Source organism: Methylorubrum thiocyanatum, assembly GCA_014138645.1.
Classification (GTDB): Bacteria; Pseudomonadota; Alphaproteobacteria; order Rhizobiales; family Beijerinckiaceae; genus Methylobacterium; species Methylobacterium thiocyanatum.
On the sequence record JACJIB010000001.1, the window covers coordinates 715,772 to 732,982 of the forward strand.

Consider the following 17,211-nt stretch of genomic DNA (forward strand, 5'->3'; position numbering starts at 1 on the left):
CGGGCGGCGTGCGTCGGGCTCCCGTCCTGCCGTGCAAAACGATCAATTGAAAGCAACCCCGAACTTCATCGATCGAGGCTGAAACAAAACTCTCCCTCCCGCGGATATATCGGCAACGTGCGCAAGCATCCGCCGCTCACGTTGAGAATATATCCTCGGGAGAGAACCGATGAGAGCTCTCGTCTGGCACGGCACCCAGGACATCCGCTGCGACACGGTTCCCGATCCCGAGATCGAGGACGACCGCGACGCCATCATCCGGGTCACCTCCTGCGCCATCTGCGGCTCGGACCTCCACCTCTACGACCACTTCATCCCGGCGATGAAGAAGGGCGACATCATGGGCCACGAGTTCATGGGGGAGGTGGTCGAGACCGGCCGCGGCCTGAACGGCACGCTGAAGAAGGGCGAGCGGGTCGTCATCCCGTTCACGATCATCTGCGGCGAGTGCGACCAGTGCAAGCGCGGCTTCTTCTCGGTCTGCGAGCGTTCGAACCGCAACCGGGATCTTGCCGCCAAGGTGTTCGGCCACGGCACGGCGGGCCTGTTCGGCTACTCGCACCTCACGGGCGGCTATCCCGGCGGGCAGGCGGAATACGTGCGGGTGCCGTTCGCCGACAAGACGCATATCAAGGTGCCGGATTCGCTCACCGACGAGCAGGTGCTGTTCCTCGGCGACATCTTCCCCACCGGCTGGCAGGCGGCCGTGCAGGCCGACATCCAGCCGCATGACACCGTGGCGATCTGGGGCGCGGGCCCGGTCGGGCAGATGACGATCCGCTCGGCGATCCTGCTCGGCGCGAAACAAGTCGTCTGCATCGACAGCGTGCCGGAGCGGCTCGACATGGCGCGGGCGGGCGGCGCCATCGTCATCGACAACAGCCGCGAGAGCGTGGTCGAGCGCCTGAACGAGCTGACCCACGGCAAGGGCCCGGAGAAGTGCATCGACGCCGTCGGCATGGAGGCGCATTCGCCGCGCGCCGTCGAGCAGGTCTTCGACCGGGTGAAGCAGGCGATGATGCTGGAGAGCGACCGCGCCTCGGTGCTGCGGGAGATGATCTATGTCTGCCGCCCCGCCGGCATCCTCTCGATCCCCGGCGTCTATGGCGGCCTCGTCGACAAGATGCCGATGGGCGCGGTGATGAACAAGGGCCTGACCATCCGCACCGGGCAGACCCACGTGAACCGCTGGAGCGACGACCTGCTGCGGCGGATCGAGGAGGGCCAGATCGACCCCTCCTTCGTCATCACCCACCGGGTCGGCCTGGAGCAGGGCCCGGAGATGTACCGGACGTTCCGCGACAAGCAGGACAACTGCATCAAGGTCGTGCTGCGGCCCTGACCGGCGCGGCCCATCCCAGAGGCGGAGGTATCATGGCCCGCGACAGCGATGGACGGACAGGCGGAACGCTCGCGCGGATCGCGCCGCAGTCCCGACGAAGGCCCGATCCGGCCACAGAAGGGCTCGCCCAGGGGCTCGGCTGGTTCTCTCTCGGCCTCGGGGCCGCCGAGATCGTCGCCGGGGCGGCGATCGCCCGCTGGCTCGGCAAGCCGGAACTGACGCCCGTGATCCGCGCCTACGGCGTGCGGGAGATCGTCACCGGCGTCGGCATCCTCGGCTCGAAGGATGCCACGCCCTGGATCTGGGGGCGGATCGGAGGGGACGCCGTCGATATCGCCACGGTGCTGCCAGCCCTGGAGGAGCGCAATCCGCAGCGGGGCAACGCGATGGTCGCCCTCATGGCGCTCGCCGGTGTCACTGCCCTCGACGTGGTCTGCGCCCGCAACCTGACGCAGGCGCCGCTCACCCCGCCGCGCCGGATCCGCATCGATTACGGGCGCCGCAGCGGCTTCCCGGAGCCGCCGAAGGCGATGCGCGGCCGGGCGAAGGACTTCAAACCGCCGCTCGACATCGTCGGGCCGGAAGCGATGCGGGCCTGGACGGCGGCCTGATCCGGTTTCCGGGTGATGACGTCGGGAGCCGCGAGTCCCTTGCCCCGCAAGCGGGGCGAGGGGGATTTACCCCTGCCGAAACGATCGGCTGGAGACCGTCGGGGAGCCGGCCGACGCTGCTTTCGTCTCACGCCGCGAGGCGCTGGCGCTCCCGATCCGCCCGGTAGCTGAGGACCAGATCCTGAGGGATCATTCCGGCGGCGACCGCCACGGCGATCGCCCGCGGCCGCGCAGCCCGCTTCGGCTCGACCACGATCTCGGGAATGATCACGGATGAAGCCTCGGGCAGCGGCGCCGGGATCGGAAGCGCACGCAGTCTCAGTGTCTCGGCCTGACCGGCGGACGGCCCCTGCGCCATCGCGGCGGCACGGTCGGCCAGGAAATGGGCCATGATCTCGTCGGCGAGGCCGGCGAGCACGGTCTCCGCCGTCTCCGGCGCGGCTTCGGCGTCCGGCCCGGCGACAACGGCGCCGATGCGGTCCTCCGGCCGGGCGGCCAGCGGCCACGCCGCGGCGGCGTCGGGCAGGCTCGGTTCCGGCGCCACGGGGTCGGCGGACAGGATCAGGATTTCGGATGGCGCGGCCGTGAGGCCGGCCTCGATCGTCTGCGGCGCCGCGAGCCGTGTGGCCGCCTCGGCCACTTCCCGCGCCTGAACCTCGGCCTGCTCGTGCGCCAGGATGCGGGCCTCGTCACGGGCCGCCTCGGCCTCGAACCGCGCGAGCAGAGCCATCAAGCCGCGGGCCTCGGCGAAGGGCAGGGTCTCGCAGGCGGTCAGCGCGGCCTCGATCATCGAGCGGGCGAGGCGCGGCCCGTCCATGCCGTTGCGGCCGTGGTTGGCGTCGCGCCAGACGGTGAGCGCTGCCCGGACCGCCGGCAGGAGCAGGTCGGGCAACCCGGCGCGGCGGTGCAGGGCGGCGAAGCCCGCTCCGTGCGGTTCCAGGATCAGCCCGGCGACCCGGGCACGGCTGAGCCCGCTCAACTCGGCGAGCGCCACCTCGGCGAAGGGAAGGCGCAGGGAGAGAACCGCCCGCAGGATCAGCCCGGCGGTGAGCTGCTCCTGCACCCGGAGATGCGCGACGAGGCGGGCGAGCCCGGCATCCCCGGCCTCGTCGCTGAGAGCCAGGGCGGCGGCGTCGCGGGCCTCGCGGGCGGTGCGGGCGCCGCGCTCGGAGCTGATCCAGCCGGCATCCTGGCCGAGGCGCGAGAGCTGCTCGGCGATCAGGGTGACGATGGCGTGGCGCACCTCGATGGGCAGATCGGTGCGCGCGAGCAGGGCTTGCCGCAGTTCCGCGTCGTCGCCGTGCCGTTCGACCATTCGCAGCAGGGCGGTGGTGCCGATCGCGGCGAGCGGATTGCGTGCCAGCGCGACGAGCGAGGGCGCGCCGCCCACCTCCGCCAGGGCGGCGGCGACCGGCTTCGACAGGTCGCACCGGCCGGCCACCGCGGCGCGGGTCTCCTCGCAGCCCATGGCGACGCAATCGACGAGGTCGGCATCCATCAGCACGGGCGAGCGCGCCAGCACGAGGCAGGCGATGTCCGGCTGGTCGGAGGCCAAGGCCACGATCAGCGGCCGCGGCGCCTGCTCGGATCCGGCGCAGGCCTGCGCCAACGCGCGGCGCACCGCCGCGGCGGGGTCGTCGAGCAGGGCGAGGAGCGCCGTCTTGGCCTCCCAGGCCGCTTCCGGCGCGAGGGCGCCCTCGAGATAGCTCCGGGTCAGCGTGCCGGCGGCCTCGGCGCGGCGCTCGGGCGAGGCGTTCTGGGTGAGGGTGAGGAACTGGCGAAGGATCATGAGCCGCTCCTGAGCCGGAAGGCGGAGGGATCGAACAGCGAGTTTTTCGCAGGGGTCACGGCCGGTCCGTCCGGCGCCGGGCCGGCCATGAGGGTGCTGGACGGCGCGGCTGCCAGCGTCAGGCCGGCGGGTCGGCGCGGCGGCAGGGGCACCAGGATCGGCGCCGAGGCGACCGCGGTTTCCGCCGTCGTCGCTGTCGTCGTTGCCGTTGTCGCGGCGGCCGGCGCGGCCGTGGCCTCCGCCTCGCTCCAGGCATCGGAGCGCGGGAAATAGGTCGGGCCGGTGCGGGGCGCCGCGCCCGCGGCGGCGCGGTTCTGCCAGAGCTTGGCCACCCCTTCCGACACCGCGCCCTGGCGCCGGTCGTTCTGGAACAGCGAGCGCAGGCCGCCCTCGAGCGAGGCGTAGGCGGTCGGCGGCTGCGACTCCGCCGCGGCGGTCGCCACCGGGGTCGCGACGCCCGACGTGGTCTGGCTCAGTACCCCGTAGAGTTCCGAGGCGCTGCGCGGGCGCCCGGCGCGGTCGTAGAACAGGCTGCGGTTGGCGGCGGCGGCCTCCGGCAGGTCGAGGGCGGCGGGGCGCGACGGGGTCGCCTGCGCGGCGGCGATCAATGCGCTCGCGCCCTTGGCGCCGAGGACATGGGCCGCGTAGAGGTCGCCCGCATTCGGTTCGCGGCCGAGGGCCGACGCCAGCGCCTCGCCGTTGCGCTGCGTCAGCGCGCCGGCCATCGCCGCCGACACTTTCGGGTCGCGGCGCAGGTCGAGGATCGCCTGCCGGGCCGCCGGGTCGGCCACGCTGTAGCGGCCATCCGCGCCCGCGGTGATCGCGTCGGCGTAGGAGGAGAGGCCGAGCCTGGGCCCGGCATTCTTCATCACCCCGAGCCAGGTCTGCTCGATGAACTGGAACAGGCCGGTCGCCGTGGAGGTGCTCGCCTTGGCCGAGGGGTTGAGGCTCGATTCGCGCTGGGCCGTGGCGAGCAGGTAGTCGAAGCCGACGCCGCTCGTCTGCGCCCCCTCGCGGATCGCCTCGACGACCTCGCCGTTCGCCGCGGCGGCGCGCGCCGGGGGCGCCGTCTCGCGGGTGCCGATGGGAGCATTGGTGAACAGGAACATGACGCGTCCCGCCGGGACCGTCGTTCGGCCCCGCGAAACCTGACTTTCCTGCGCATATGGTAAAGGAAGCTTGAAGAAGGCGGCTTTCCGGAAGCGGCGTCGGCAGAGGGGAGGCAGGTCTGAGCGAGCGGAGCCGAAGGGCGGCATGAGCCTCCGACCCCCGACACGACTGCCCGCCGGGTTCCGCCGCGCCGTCATCGTCGCCGACGGGGCATCCTCCGGGCATGTGCCGGCGGAGGCGGATGCGGTGGTCTTCGGCGCCGTGCCGCGGTCGGGCCTCGTCGCCGAGTTGCGGGCGCGCCGGCCGGACCTCGCGGTCTACGCCGCCCTCGACGGCGTCGACGATCCGAGGCTCGACGGCATCGTGCTCCAGAGGCCGGACGGTGTGCTGCTGCGCGATGCGCGCTCCGGCCGCGACGTGGCCGCCCTCGGAGGCCGGCTCGCCGTCTGCGAGGCTGTCGCCGGTCTCCCGGACGGCGCGACGGCGATCCTCGCCGCGATCGGCCACCCCCACGGCGTGCTCGAAGGGCGAAGCTTTGCCGGGGCGAGCCCGCGGCTCGCCGGCATCGGCGTCGATGGGCCGGCCCTCGCCGGAGCTTTGGGGGAGGGGAGCGCCCTGGCGCAGGCCCGCGGCCTCGTCCGCCTCGCGGCGGCGGCGGCCGGCGCGACGGCCTTCGCTCTGCTGACAGCGGACGAGGCCTCGTTATCCGAGGGGCTTGCGGCGGTGCGGGAAGACGGCTTCGGCTCGGTGGTGATCGGTGATCCGGCGCTCCTCCTGCGCCGGCCCCGCGACGCGGCCGGATGAGGCGCCGCGGACCGCATCCCAGGCAGGAGACGTTGCCATGTTCACCGTCTACGGCGACCGCAAGTCGGGCAATTGCCTGAAGGTGGCCTGGGTCGCGGCCCATCTCGGGATCGACCTCGACTGGCGCGCGGTCGACATCCTGAAGGGAGAGACGCGCACCCCCGACTTCCTCGCCCTCAACCCGGACGGGCGGGTGCCGACCCTGGTCCTGGAGGACGGGCGCAGCCTCTCGGAATCGAACGCGATCATCGGCTATCTCGCCCGCGATTCCGCGCTGATTCCGACGGACGCCTTCGCGCAGGCGAAGATGCGGCAATGGCTGTTCTGGGAGCAGTACAGCCACGAGCCCTATATCGCCGTGCGCCGCTTCCAGCGCCTCTATCTCGGCCGGCCGGACTCCGAGCTGGAACCGAAGCTGTTCGAGCGGGGCCACGCCGCACTCGCTCTGATGGAGGGCGCCCTGGTGGCGCGGCCGTTCCTCGTCGGCGCCGACCTGAGCCTCGCCGACGTGGCCCTCGTGGCCTATACCCGCCTCGCCCACGAGGGCGGCTTCGACCTCGCGCCCTATCCCGCGCTGCGGGCATGGATCAAGCGGGTCGAAGACGGTCTCGGGATCGCGAGGGGGGAGTGGAGTTCCGGCGCAGCGTGATGACGCGAGGGAGTGTACTGATTTCCTCTTTTTCGAGAACAAATCGGATGCATAATGAAAGCATGACCGAGCTTCTGGACAGAGCCGTTGCGCGGGTCCGCGCCCTTCCTCCTGAAACGCAGGACGAATATGCCCGCGTTTTGATGAGCCTTGCCGACGACGCGGCCGAACCTGTGGTCCTGTCGCAGGAGGAGCGCGCCGCGATCGCCGTGTCCAAGGCGGCAGCGGAACGGGGCGAATTCGCCAGCGACGAGGAAGTGCGTGCTGTTTGGGCGAAGCACGGCCTTTGAGGATCCGCTTCACCCGTCCGGCGCTGACCGATTTGAAGACGCTGACGGAGTATATCGCCGATCGTTCACCCCGAGGGGCGCAGCGTGTCCGGCAAAGGATCAAGGCATCGTTGGAGCGACTTGTGGATCATCCCTCGCTCGGCAGGCAGACGGATGATCCCACGATCCGCCGTCTGACCACGGCTCCCTATCCCTACCTGATCTTCTACGAGGCGACGGGCACGGACATCATCGTCCATGCTGTCCGGCACGGTGCCCGCGATCCTGATTCGATGCCGGACGCGCCTTGACGACTTACGGCTGCTCCCGCCTCCACGACGTTATTTCCGGCGCTATGGCTTGGTTGAAAACTTGACGCTTAGCGTTCTCAGCCCCCTTTCGGCCGTCGCAGCTCGAACCGGTTTTCGGATTCGACCGTGAAGTAGTCGAAGTAGCCGCCGCGCAGGATCGGGCGCATCGCCCCCGTATCGACCCGGCCGTCGCGCACGAAGCGGTCGTCCACGTAGATCGAGACCACCTGCCCGATCACCATGAAATTCGCCGGTTCACCGCCGCCCAGCGGCACCAGCGGCACCGTCTGGAGCCACTTGCACTCGATCGCCGCGGGCGATTCCGCGACGCGGGGCGGGCGGACCCGGCGCGAGGGCGCGGGGGTGAGCCCGGCGAAGCCGAACTCGCTGGTCCCCCGCGCCAGGGGCGCCGAGGTGGCGTTGACCGCCTCGCGCAGGTCGAAGGTGGCGAGGCTGCACACGAACTCCCCGCCCTCTTCCGCGAAGGTCATCGCGTCCTTGCGGCCGGAGGAGGAGAACATCACCATGTCGGGCTCGCCGCCGACCGCGTTGAAGAACGAGTAGGGCGCGAGATTCACCCGCCCCGCCCGGTCCATGGCGCTGATCCAGCCGATCGGGCGCGGGGCGACGATGGCCTTGAGCGGGTTGTGCGGCAGGCTGGGGGCCTCGGCCTCGTAGTGCATGGCGCGTCCCTCAGACTCGCGTGACGATCTGGGCGAGATCCGGCCGGGGCCGGTCGGAGGGCACTTCCCGCGCGCGGCCGATATGGATGAAGCCGGCGATGCGCTCGGCCGGATCGAGACCGAGCGCGTCGAGGACGCGACGGTCGTAGGCGAACCACTCCGTAAGCCAGGCGGTGGCGTAGCCCGCGGCGTTGGCCGCCACCACGAGGTTCATGCACACGGCGCCCGCCGAGAGCACCTGCTCCCATTCGGGGATCTTGGCGTGCGGACCGGCGCGGGAGACGACCCCGACCACCACCGGCGCGTGGGCGAGGCGCTGCCGCTCCTGCGCGCGGCGCTTCTCGTCGGCTTGCGGGACGTCGGCCAGGAAGGTCCGCTCGATGATCGCGCCGACGCGCTCGCGCCCCTCGCCCTCGATCACGAGGAAGCGCCAGGGGGCGAGCTTGCCGTGGTCGGGCACGCGTGCGGCGATGCCGAGCCAGCGGTCGAGTTCCTCGGGCGAGGGGCCGGGCCCGTCGAGCAGCATCGGCGGCACCGAGCGGCGGGTGCGCAGCAGGTCGAGGGTGCCCGCGTCGGCGTCTCGAATCTCGGTCATGGACAATCCGCGTGGAGAGGGTGAAGCTCGGGTCACGACCGCCATGCCGCCGCCACGGTCGGGTTTCAAGAGCGCGGCGAGGGCCGCGCCGGCGAACGGGAGGATGACGGGACGATGGGACGCGGGTCAGCCGGCGGCAAGACCGCAATCCCGGTCGCCCTCGCGGTGCTGATGTTCGCCGCGCCGCCTGCCCGTGCCCAGGCGCCGACGCCGTTCGGGCCGGGCCTGCCCTCGCCGGGCGTGACCGGGCCGATCCTGCCCCCGCCCGCGGCGGAGGGCGAGGCGGACCTGTCGCTCTCGGCCGTCTTCGCCGGCTCGAACGGGCCGGTCCGCTCCGGGCTGACATGGCGCGTCTACGGCGAGAACGGCGACGGTGCCCGCCCGGCCATCGTCGCCCGCTCGAACGATCCCGCGCCGACCTTCAAGCTCGCCGCCGGCGCCTACGTCGTCACCGTCACCTACGGCTATGCAAGCGCCTCGAAGCGGATCACCATGGCGGGCACCGCCAACACGGAGCAGCTCCGCGTCGCCGCGGGGGCGCTCAAGCTGTCGGGGGCGGTCGGCGACCAGAAGATCCCGGGCAATCAGCTCAGCTTCTCGGTCTACGTGCCGATCGGGACGAACTCGGAAGGGCGCCTCGTGCGCAGCGGCATCAAGGCCGGCGAGATCGTGCGCCTGCCCGAGGGCACCTATCACGTCGTGTCGAGCTACGGCGATTCGAACGCGATCCAGCGCGCCGATCTCCGGGTCGAGAACGGCAAGGTCACCGACGCGACGATGAACCACCGCGCCGCGACCGTGACCCTGAAGCTCGTGGCTGCTCCCGGCTCCGAGGCCTTCGCCGGCACGGCCTTCAGCGTGCTGACGCCCGGCGGCGACACGATCCGCGAGGCGATCGGCGCCTTCCCGTCCGTCACGCTGGCGGAGGGCGACTACGTGCTCATCGCCCGCCACGACGGGCAGGTCTTCACCCGCGAATTCAAGGTGGAGAGCGGCATGGACCGCGACATCGAAGTCGTGGCCAAGGGAAGCTGATCGAGGGAGCTTCAGCGATGCGCCTGCCCAAATCCGCCCTCGCGGCCCTCCTGATCCTGTCCGGTTCCGGCGCGGCGGAGGCCCAGACCGTCATCGACGGCTCGGATGCGGGCGTCGGAGCGGAAGCCGCGCGCACCGCGCTGAGCCTGATCGGGCAGCAGATGCGCGATCCCGAGGCCAAGGTCGCCGACCTTCGGATCGGCCGGGCCGGCGCGCTGTGCGGAACCGTCGATGTTAGGAACCGCATGGGCGCCTATACCGGCCCCCGGCCCTTCGTCGCCAACCTCCCGGAGAAGTTTCTCGGGCGGCTGCCCGAGGGGCCGGAGCTGCGCAGCCCGGGTTCGATGGCGGCGTTCCGCGCCATGGAGCGGGCGAAAGCGCTGTTCGAGGCGAATTGTACCGCCGGCTGACGGCCTCCTTGGCGACTCGGCTCAGCCAGAGCGTGGCTCAGATCCACTCGTTCAGCCAATCCCTCACCTGAGGTGACGGAGCGAAGCGGAGCCCTCCTTCGAGGCCGCTCCGCGGCACCTCAGGAACCATGAGGTCCTGGGACAAGCCGGCTGATCGTCCCTCAAGCGAACGGCACGATCAGCGGCAGGGCCAGCGCGGCGCCGGCGGCCAGGACGATGGCATCGCGCAGGCGACGGCCGATCCAGGCGCGGGCACCGGGCCGGCATGCAGGGGCGTCTTCTGCTTGGGTGTCTTCTGAACGCGTCATGATCCGTCTCCCCTCTCTCGGTGCTCCCGATATGACGGCGGCACCGCTTTCCCGACAGGGACGGTTGCGGTACGATTTCAAGGAACTGTCCGGGACATGGTTCGGTACAGTTCGGAGAGACAGTCATGACGGTGATGGTCGCGGAACCGGCCCTCTCGCGGGTCGAGACGGTGATGCGCGCCATCGAGGCGCGGATCGAAGGCCGGGCGCTCGGCCCCGGCGCCCGGCTGCCCTCGGTGCGGGGCCTCGCCGAAAGCATGCAGGTCTCGAAATCGACCGTGGTCGAGGCCTATGACCGGTTGGCGGCGCGCGGCGCCATCGTCTCCCGGCCGGGGTCGGGCTTCTTCGTCTCTGCCCGTCCGGAGCCGCTCAGCCTCACCGCGATCGGGCCGCGGCTCGACCGGGCGGTCGATCCGGTCTGGATCACCCGGCAATCGCTGGAGGCGCGGCCGGACTCGCTGCGACCCGGCTGCGGCTGGCTCCCACCGGACTGGCTGCCGCAGGCGGAGCTGCGCCGGGCGCTCCGCCAGATCGCCCGCCAGAGCGATGCGGTGATGTTCTACGACACGCCGCAGGGCCACGCCCCCTTACGCCAGCACATGGCGCTGCGGCTGACCGAGCGCGGCATCCGCGCCCATCCCGACCAGCTCGTGCTGACCGATTCGGTCACCCACGCCCTCGACCTGATCATCCGCTTCCTCGCCGAGCCCGGCGACACGGTGCTCCTGGATGACCCCTGCTACTTCTCGTTCCAGGCGCTGGCCCGCGCCCACCGCCTGCACATGGTCGGCGTGCCGTTCGGACCCGAGGGGCCGGACCTCGCCGCGTTCGAGCAGGCGCTGATCGAGCATCGCCCCCGGTTCTACATCACCAATTCGGGCCTCCAGAACCCGACCGGCGCGAGCTTGAGCCCGGTCGTCGTCCACCGCATCCTGCGGCTCGCCGAGATGCACGGCACGCTCATCGTCGAGGACGACGCCTATGCCGATTTCGAAGCAGAGCCGGGTCCGCGGCTCGCCGGCTTCGACGGGCTCGACCGGGTGATCCATGTCGGGGGCTTCTCGAAGACGATCTCGACCGGCGCCCGCCTCGGCGCGATCGCGATCCGCGACGACTGGGTCGAACGGCTCGTCGATCTCAAGCTCGCGGTGTCCCTGAGCGACAACCACCTCACCGCGGCGACCCTCCACCGCTTCCTCGGTGACGGCAGCTACCGCCACCACGTCGACGCCATGCGCACCCGGCTGGCGGAGGCCCGCGGCACCGTGGTGCGGCGCCTCGCCGAGGTCGGCGTCACCGTGCCGTTCGTGCCCAAGGCGGGGATGTTCCTCTGGGCCCGCCTGCCGGACGGGCTCGACGCCGCCGCGGTGTCCCGCCGGGCGCTGGCGCGCGGCGTCGTGCTGGCGCCGGGCAATGTCTTCTCGCTGAGCCAGGGCGCCGCCGACGCCATGCGCTTCAACGTGGCGCAATGCGCCGACCCACGGGTCTTTTCGGAATTGTCACGGGCGATGGAGGGGTGAGGCGTTCCACCCCTCCCGCGACTTATGGCGCCGGAAGCTCGACGTGCTGCCCGTCCAGCACCGCATCCGTGCTCGGCAGGCTGTCGGCGGCGGCCTCCGCCCGGCGGCGGTCCGGGGAGGTCGCCTCCTCGATGAAGGCGGCCACGGCCGCGTCGAGGGTGAGCGTCGTGGTCTTCTGGCTGCCCAGCCGCCGCACCGAGACCGTGCGCTCCTCCGCCTCGCGGCGGCCGAGCGCCAGCAGCACCGGCACCTTGGCCAGCGAGTGCTCGCGGACCTTATAGTTGATCTTTTCGTTGCGCAGGTCGGCCTCGACCCGCAGCCCGGCGCGCTCCAGGACGCGAACCACCTCGCGGGCGTAGGGGTCGGCGTCGCTGGTGATGGTGGCCACCACCACCTGCACCGGCGCGAGCCAGAGCGGGAAATGCCCGGCGAAGTGCTCGATCAGGATGCCGGTGAAGCGCTCCATCGAGCCGCAGATGGCGCGGTGGATCATCACCGGCGGCTTCTTCTGGCTGTCGGCGTCGATGTAGCTCGCATCGAACCGCTCCGGCAGGTTGAAGTCCACCTGCGTCGTGCCGCACTGCCAGTCGCGGCCGATGGCGTCGCGCAGCACGTACTCGAATTTCGGCCCGTAGAACGCGCCCTCGCCGGGATTGACCGCGGTCTTGATCCGCCCGCCGGACTGCTCCTCGATCTGAGCCAAGACCCGCGTCATCACGGCTTCGGCGTGATCCCACAGGGCGTCCGAGCCGACGCGCTTCTCAGGCCGCGTCGAGAGCTTCACCAGGATCTGGTCGAAGCCGAAATCAGCATAGGTCGAGAGGATCAGGTCGTTGATCTTCAGGCACTCGGCGGCGAGCTGGTCCTCGGTGCAGAAGATGTGCGCGTCGTCCTGGGTGAAGCCGCGCACGCGCATCAGGCCGTGCATGGCGCCGGACGGCTCGTAGCGGTGGACCACGCCGAACTCGGCCATGCGCAGGGGCAGGTCGCGGTAGGATTTGAGCCCGTGCTTGAAGATCTGCACATGGCCGGGGCAGTTCATCGGCTTGAGGGCGAACCAGCGCTTGTCCTCGGCCTCCTCGCCCGCGGATTGGGCCGCGAACATGTTCTCGCGGTACCAGCCCCAGTGGCCGGAGGTCTCCCACAGCGACTTGTCGAGGATCTGCGGTGCGTTCACCTCGGCGTAGTCGCCCTTCAGGCGGCGGCGCATGTAGGCGATGAGTTCTTGGAAGATCGTCCAGCCCTTGGCGTGCCAGAACACGACGCCCGGCCCCTCCTCCTGGAAGTGGAAGAGGTCCATCTCCTTGCCCAGCCGCCGGTGGTCGCGGCGCTCGGCTTCCTCCAGCCGGTGCAGGTAGGCATCGAGATCGGCTTGGGAGGCCCAGGCGGTGCCGTAGATGCGCGTCAGCATCGGGTTGTTGGCATCACCCCGCCAATAGGCGCCGGCGACCTTCATCAGCTTGAAGGCAGTGCCGACCTTGCCCGTCGAGGTCATGTGCGGGCCGCGGCAGAGGTCGAACCACTCGCCCTGGCGGTAGATCTTGAGATCCTCGCCGGCCGGAATCGCATCCACCAGCTCGACCTTGTAGCGCTCGCCCTTCTCGGCGAAGAGCGCCTTCACGTCGTCGCGCGTCCAGACCTCCTTGGTGAAGGGCGCGTCGCGCGAGATGATCTCGCGCATCTTCGCCTCGATCTTCGGGAAGTCCTCGGGCGTGAACGGCTCGTCCTTGGCGAAATCGTAGTAGAAGCCGTTCTCGATCACCGGGCCGATCGTCACCTGCGTGCCGGGCCACAGCGCCTGCACCGCTTCCGCCAGCACGTGCGCGCAGTCGTGGCGGATCAGCTCCAGCGCCCGCGGGTCGTCGCGCGAAATGAACTCGATCGCCGCATCCCGTTCGATCGTGTCGTCGAGGTCGCGGACCGTGCCGTCGAGCGCCATGGCGACCGTGCGCTTGGCGAGCGACTTGGCGATGCCCTCCACCACGGTCCGGCCGGTCACCGCGGCCTCAAAGGCGCGGGTGTTGCCGTCGGGGAAGGTCAGGATGGGCATGATGGAACCGTTTTTTCGGAAGATGCGCCCCGCAATGGGGACGGCGGGTTTTCGGAAGGCGGACGGTTGAAGTCAATCCTGATTGACCATGCCGAAGGCGTCAGTCGCCCACGCAGCCCGTCTGACAGAGGCTCTGGCACGGCCCCCCGCGCCTCATGCCGAGGTGCCGAGCGTCAACTCGCCCTCGAACCCCGCTCCGATGGTCGATCCCACGCGCCGGTCTGCCCGGAGTGGCGTCGCGGCGTGCTTCGAGGCTGCTGGCGCAGACCCTCAGCATGAGGACGGCTGAGGATGCCACAGCCGATCGATCCTGCCGCTTCCTAGAGATCGTCCGGCCCCCAGCCGAGAAGCGCCGCGATCGCCCGCGCCTCGGCGTCGTCGAGGAACAGCACCAGCCCCGCCCCGCCATCGGCGGCGACCCGGAAGCGCCGCGTTTCACCCGCCGGCCGGCCCGCATCGAGCCGTTCGAGCAGGGTCCAGTCGAAGTTCTTGTCGGCCGGAAAGGTGAGGGGCGGGATCGGCGGCTGCGTCTCGAAGGCGACGCGGAAGCCGTGCCCGTAGGGTCCGAGTCCCGGCACAGGGGCGACGGCGACGCTGCGGCCGGTCCATATTCCGGCGAGATCGATCAGCCGGGCGAACAGGGCGCGATAGGTCTCCGCGTCGGCGCCGTCGTAGCAATGGTCCTCGAAGATCGCCGCGTTGGCGTATTCGTCCTCGATCGCGTCGGCCAGCGCGCGATAGCTCCACAGGATGTCGATCGACAGCGCCTCGGAGCTGCGTTCGGTCAGCGGCAGGGTCTCGTTGCCGTCGCCGACGGCGAATTCGGGATGCTCCGCCATCGCGCGCGCGACCGCGCGCCGATCCATCCCGTCGTAGTGGGGCCCGAGCCGAAGGCCGGCCGCGATCAGGCCGTTCAGGGCCGCCTCGACGGCGTCGATCTCCGCCTCGCTGCGCTGGCGCGGCGGCTGCGGTGTCGGCTCCCAGGCCGGCACGGGGGGCGGAGGCGGTTCCGGCTCCCAGGCCGGTAAGGGCGGAGGGAGCGGAGGATGCGGACGGTCCTGGCCGAGCAGGCGGCGGAGCCAGCCGATCATGCCGTCCCCCAGAGCCATGCCGCGCCGCGCACGCCCGACGCGTCGCCGTGCCGGCTCGCCCGCACCGGCGTGTCGAAGGCGTCGGAGAAGACGTGCGGTGCAATCGCCCCCGGCAACGCCGCGGCCAGCCCCTCGACCCGCGAGAGACCGCCGCCGAGCACGATCACGTCGGGATCGAGGAGATTGACGACGTGGGCGATGCTGCGCCCGAGCCGGTCGTGATAGCGCGCCATCGCCGCCGCGGCGCCCGCGTGCCCGGCTCGCGCCAGGGCGACGATGTCTTCGCCGGATCGCGCCTCGCCCGTCTGCCGAAGGAAATCCGCGGCGAGGCCGGGGCCGGAAAGCCAAGTCTCGATGCAGCCGTGGCGGCCGCAATAGCAGGCAGGGCCGGGGCGCTCGTCGTCGCCGGGCCGGGGCAGCGGGTTGTGCCCCCATTCCCCGGCGATGGCGTTGCGGCCCGTCAGCGCCTGCCCCCGCAGGGCGATCCCGGAGCCGACGCCGGTGCCGAGGATGATCGCCCAGACAAGGTCCGCACCCGCGCCGGCCCCATCCACCGCCTCCGACACGGCGAGGCAGTTGGCGTCGTTCTCGACCCGCACCGGGCGGCCGAGACGGGCGGCGAGATCCTGCGGGAACGGGCGGCCGTTCAGCCAGACGGAGTTGGCATTCTTGATGAGACCGGTGGCGCGGGAGACCGCGCCGGGCATGCCGACGCCGACGCTCGCCCCCGTCGTGCCGGCCTGCCGCTCCAGCGTGGCCACGAGGCCGGCGATGGCGTCGAGGGTTCCGGCATAATCGCCCCGCGGGGTCGGGACGCGCATCTCCGCCCGCGTGGTCCCGTCGGCATCGAGGACGATCCCGGCGATCTTGGTGCCGCCGAGATCGATCCCGATCCGCAACCGGTCGGAGGCCAAGGCGGGCTTACTGCGCCGCCACGGCCTTCGGGGCGGGAGGCGGCGCATCCTCGCCGGGGCCTTCCGGCGCCTCGTCCGAGATCTCGGTGCCGATCGCGACCGGATGCGCCATCACCTCGGCGAGCTTCTTCTTGTCGAGTTCGCCCTCCCAGCGGGAGACGACGATGGTGGCCACGCCGTTGCCGATGAGGTTCGTGAGCGCGCGGCACTCGGACATGAACTTGTCGACGCCGAGCACCAGGGTCATCGCCGCCACCGGCACCGGGTTGCCGGGGATCGCGGCCAGCGTCGCGGCCAGCGTGATGAAGCCGGCGCCGGTGACGCCCGAGGCGCCCTTCGAGGTCAGCATCGCAACGAGGAAGATCGTCGCGTACTGCCCGACCGAGAGGTCGGCGCCCACCGCCTGCGCCAGGAACAGGGTGGTGAGCGTCATGTAGATGTTGGTGCCGTCGAGGTTGAACGAGTAGCCCGTCGGGATCACGAGGCCGACGACCGAATCCGAGGCGCCCAGCCGCTTCATCTTGGTCATCATGTGCGGCAGCACGGTCTCGGAGGAGGAGGTGCCGAGCACGATCAGCAGCTCGTCCTTGATGTAGGCGAGGAACTTGACGATCGAGAAGCCGGCGAACGCCGCGATGCCGCCGAGCACGACGAAGATGAACAGCAGCGAGGTGGTGTAGAAGGTGCCCACCAGCCATGCGAGGTCGATGACCTTGCCGATGCCGTACTGGCCCACCGTGAAGGCCATGGCGCCGAAGGCGCCGATCGGGGCGAGCTTCACCACGAGGCCGATGATGCGGAAGAACACCTGCCCCGCCGCGTCGATGCCGCGGGTGATGCTGGCGCCCTTCTCGCCCATGCCGGTGAGCACCACGCCGGTCAGGATCGCGATCAGCAGGACCTGAAGCAGGTCGCCGGTGGCGAAGGCGTCGAAGAAGCTTTTCGGGATAATCGCCAGGATGTGGGCGACCGTCGAATCCGCCGCCGCCTTGCTGGCGTAACCCTCGACCGCCTTGGCATCGAGCTTCGACACGTCGGCGCCGAAGCCGGCGCCGGGCTGGATCACCTCGCCGACGATGATGCCGATGAGCAGCGCGATGGACGAGACCACCTCGAAGTAGATCAGGGCCTTGAGGCCGACGCGGCCGACCTTCTTCAGGTCGCCGATCGAGGCGATGCCGTGGACGATGGTGCAGAAGATGATCGGCGCGATCAGCATCTTGATCAGCGCGATGAAGGCGTCGCCGAGCCATTTGAGCGACACGCCCGTCTTCGGGCTGTACCAGCCGAGCAGCACGCCCAGCACGATGGCGATCAGCACCTGGATGTAGAGAACCCGGTACCAGGGCACGTGCGCGCCGGTCGCGCCCGCATCATGCGTTGCGGAATGGGCCATGTTTCCTCACCGATACCGTGTCGCGCGGCGCTCGCCCGGGCGGCTTTTCGCGGACGCTATTCTCTTTGATCGCGGTGCTCAATTGCACGCCTGTAGTCGCCGCAACATTTGTAACCAGCGAGGCTGTCGAGAAGGCCGGGCACGGTCTTCGTCGTCTGCGGACGGCGACGCTCGGGTTCGGCTGATGGCAAGGAAGCGCGGCCGGTGCAAGTCGTCAGCGGTCCGATGTCACAGCTGTCTCGCGGATGACGCGCGCGTGTCGAACGTGAGAGGCGCCCGGTCGCGTCCCTTCCGGCATGCCTCCGTTTGCCCTTTCCCTTGGCG

The 17,211-nt window shown here is 70.7% G+C and carries 18 protein-coding genes; 9 read left to right on the forward strand and 9 right to left on the reverse strand.

From position 1 onward, the window contains the following. Positions 1-169: 169 nt before the first annotated feature. On the forward strand, positions 170-1,342 hold the full coding sequence (locus tag HNR51_RS03350) for a zinc-dependent alcohol dehydrogenase (RefSeq protein ID WP_012454160.1): 1,173 nt from the start codon (positions 170-172) through the stop codon (positions 1,340-1,342). A gap of 32 nt (positions 1,343-1,374) precedes the next feature. Beyond that, positions 1,375-1,953, forward strand: a complete 579-nt coding sequence (locus HNR51_RS03355) for a cyclase dehydrase (protein ID WP_182553953.1) — start codon at positions 1,375-1,377, stop codon at positions 1,951-1,953. 127 nt (positions 1,954-2,080) lie between these two features. Here HNR51_RS03355 and HNR51_RS03360 read toward each other — a convergent pair whose 3' ends face one another. Continuing rightward, a complete protein-coding gene (locus HNR51_RS03360; protein ID WP_182553954.1) occupies positions 2,081-3,742 on the reverse strand; it encodes a DUF2336 domain-containing protein in 1,662 nt (553 codons plus the stop codon). Then, complete coding sequence (locus HNR51_RS03365) at positions 3,739-4,851, reverse strand: transglycosylase SLT domain-containing protein (RefSeq protein ID WP_182553955.1); 1,113 nt, start codon at positions 4,849-4,851, stop codon at positions 3,739-3,741. Before HNR51_RS03365 ends, HNR51_RS03360 begins: the two co-directional genes overlap by 4 nt. A 145-nt stretch (positions 4,852-4,996) precedes the next feature. Between HNR51_RS03365 and HNR51_RS03370 the strand changes: the two genes are divergently transcribed. The 4 genes from HNR51_RS03370 (at position 4,997) to HNR51_RS03385 (ending at position 6,885) form a co-directional block, all read left to right on the forward strand. Next, positions 4,997-5,656, forward strand: a complete 660-nt coding sequence (locus HNR51_RS03370; protein ID WP_182553956.1) for an aldolase — start codon at positions 4,997-4,999, stop codon at positions 5,654-5,656. 37 nt (positions 5,657-5,693) lie between these two features. Then, complete coding sequence (locus tag HNR51_RS03375) at positions 5,694-6,305, forward strand: glutathione S-transferase family protein (RefSeq protein WP_182553957.1); 612 nt, start codon at positions 5,694-5,696, stop codon at positions 6,303-6,305. Positions 6,306-6,367: 62 nt separating this feature from the next. After that, positions 6,368-6,595 carry a hypothetical protein gene (locus HNR51_RS03380; RefSeq protein ID WP_141951385.1) on the forward strand — a complete coding sequence of 76 codons (228 nt, stop codon included), beginning with the start codon at positions 6,368-6,370 and terminating at the stop codon, positions 6,593-6,595. Then, complete coding sequence (locus HNR51_RS03385) at positions 6,592-6,885, forward strand: type II toxin-antitoxin system RelE/ParE family toxin (RefSeq protein WP_182553958.1); 294 nt, start codon at positions 6,592-6,594, stop codon at positions 6,883-6,885. Before HNR51_RS03380 ends, HNR51_RS03385 begins: the two co-directional genes overlap by 4 nt. Before the next feature lie 77 nt (positions 6,886-6,962). Here the strand turns inward: HNR51_RS03385 and HNR51_RS03390 are convergent, their stop codons facing one another. Both HNR51_RS03390 and HNR51_RS03395 read right to left on the reverse strand, forming a co-directional pair. After that, positions 6,963-7,568: a flavin reductase family protein gene (locus HNR51_RS03390; protein ID WP_012454166.1), complete on the reverse strand. Its 606-nt coding sequence runs from the start codon at positions 7,566-7,568 to the stop codon at positions 6,963-6,965. A gap of 10 nt (positions 7,569-7,578) precedes the next feature. Continuing rightward, complete coding sequence (locus HNR51_RS03395) at positions 7,579-8,163, reverse strand: nitroreductase family protein (RefSeq protein WP_012454167.1); 585 nt, start codon at positions 8,161-8,163, stop codon at positions 7,579-7,581. Between the two features lie 114 nt (positions 8,164-8,277). Here HNR51_RS03395 and HNR51_RS03400 point away from each other — a divergent pair, with 114 nt between their 5' ends. Beyond that, the gene (locus tag HNR51_RS03400; protein WP_141951387.1) at positions 8,278-9,198 is read left to right on the forward strand and encodes an RgsD C-terminal domain-containing protein; all 921 of its coding nucleotides are present in this window, start codon (positions 8,278-8,280) and stop codon (positions 9,196-9,198) included. A 17-nt stretch (positions 9,199-9,215) separates the two neighbouring features. Then, on the forward strand, positions 9,216-9,608 hold the full coding sequence (locus tag HNR51_RS03405; RefSeq protein WP_182553959.1) for a hypothetical protein: 393 nt from the start codon (positions 9,216-9,218) through the stop codon (positions 9,606-9,608). Positions 9,609-9,769: 161 nt separating this feature from the next. Here HNR51_RS03405 and HNR51_RS03410 read toward each other — a convergent pair whose 3' ends face one another. Beyond that, the gene (locus tag HNR51_RS03410) at positions 9,770-9,916 is read right to left on the reverse strand and encodes a hypothetical protein (RefSeq protein ID WP_182553960.1); all 147 of its coding nucleotides are present in this window, start codon (positions 9,914-9,916) and stop codon (positions 9,770-9,772) included. A gap of 125 nt (positions 9,917-10,041) precedes the next feature. Here HNR51_RS03410 and HNR51_RS03415 point away from each other — a divergent pair, with 125 nt between their 5' ends. After that, positions 10,042-11,436 carry an aminotransferase-like domain-containing protein gene (locus tag HNR51_RS03415; RefSeq protein ID WP_182553961.1) on the forward strand — a complete coding sequence of 465 codons (1,395 nt, stop codon included), beginning with the start codon at positions 10,042-10,044 and terminating at the stop codon, positions 11,434-11,436. Between the two features lie 22 nt (positions 11,437-11,458). Here HNR51_RS03415 and thrS read toward each other — a convergent pair whose 3' ends face one another. The 4 genes from thrS to HNR51_RS03435 all read right to left on the reverse strand — a co-directional run bounded on the left by thrS (position 11,459) and on the right by HNR51_RS03435 (position 16,887). Beyond that, a complete protein-coding gene (gene thrS / locus HNR51_RS03420; protein ID WP_012454172.1) occupies positions 11,459-13,486 on the reverse strand; it encodes a threonine--tRNA ligase in 2,028 nt (675 codons plus the stop codon). A gap of 320 nt (positions 13,487-13,806) precedes the next feature. After that, positions 13,807-14,595, reverse strand: coding sequence for a hypothetical protein (locus HNR51_RS03425; protein ID WP_182553962.1), 789 nt, complete (start codon positions 14,593-14,595; stop codon positions 13,807-13,809). Further along, positions 14,574-15,539: an ROK family protein gene (locus HNR51_RS03430; RefSeq protein WP_373325198.1), complete on the reverse strand. Its 966-nt coding sequence runs from the start codon at positions 15,537-15,539 to the stop codon at positions 14,574-14,576. Before HNR51_RS03430 ends, HNR51_RS03425 begins: the two co-directional genes overlap by 22 nt. Then, positions 15,499-16,887 (reverse strand): dicarboxylate/amino acid:cation symporter, encoded by a 1,389-nt coding sequence (locus HNR51_RS03435; RefSeq protein WP_012454175.1) that lies wholly within the window; start codon positions 16,885-16,887, stop codon positions 15,499-15,501. Before HNR51_RS03435 ends, HNR51_RS03430 begins: the two co-directional genes overlap by 41 nt. Between the last annotated feature and the right edge of the window lie 324 nt (positions 16,888-17,211).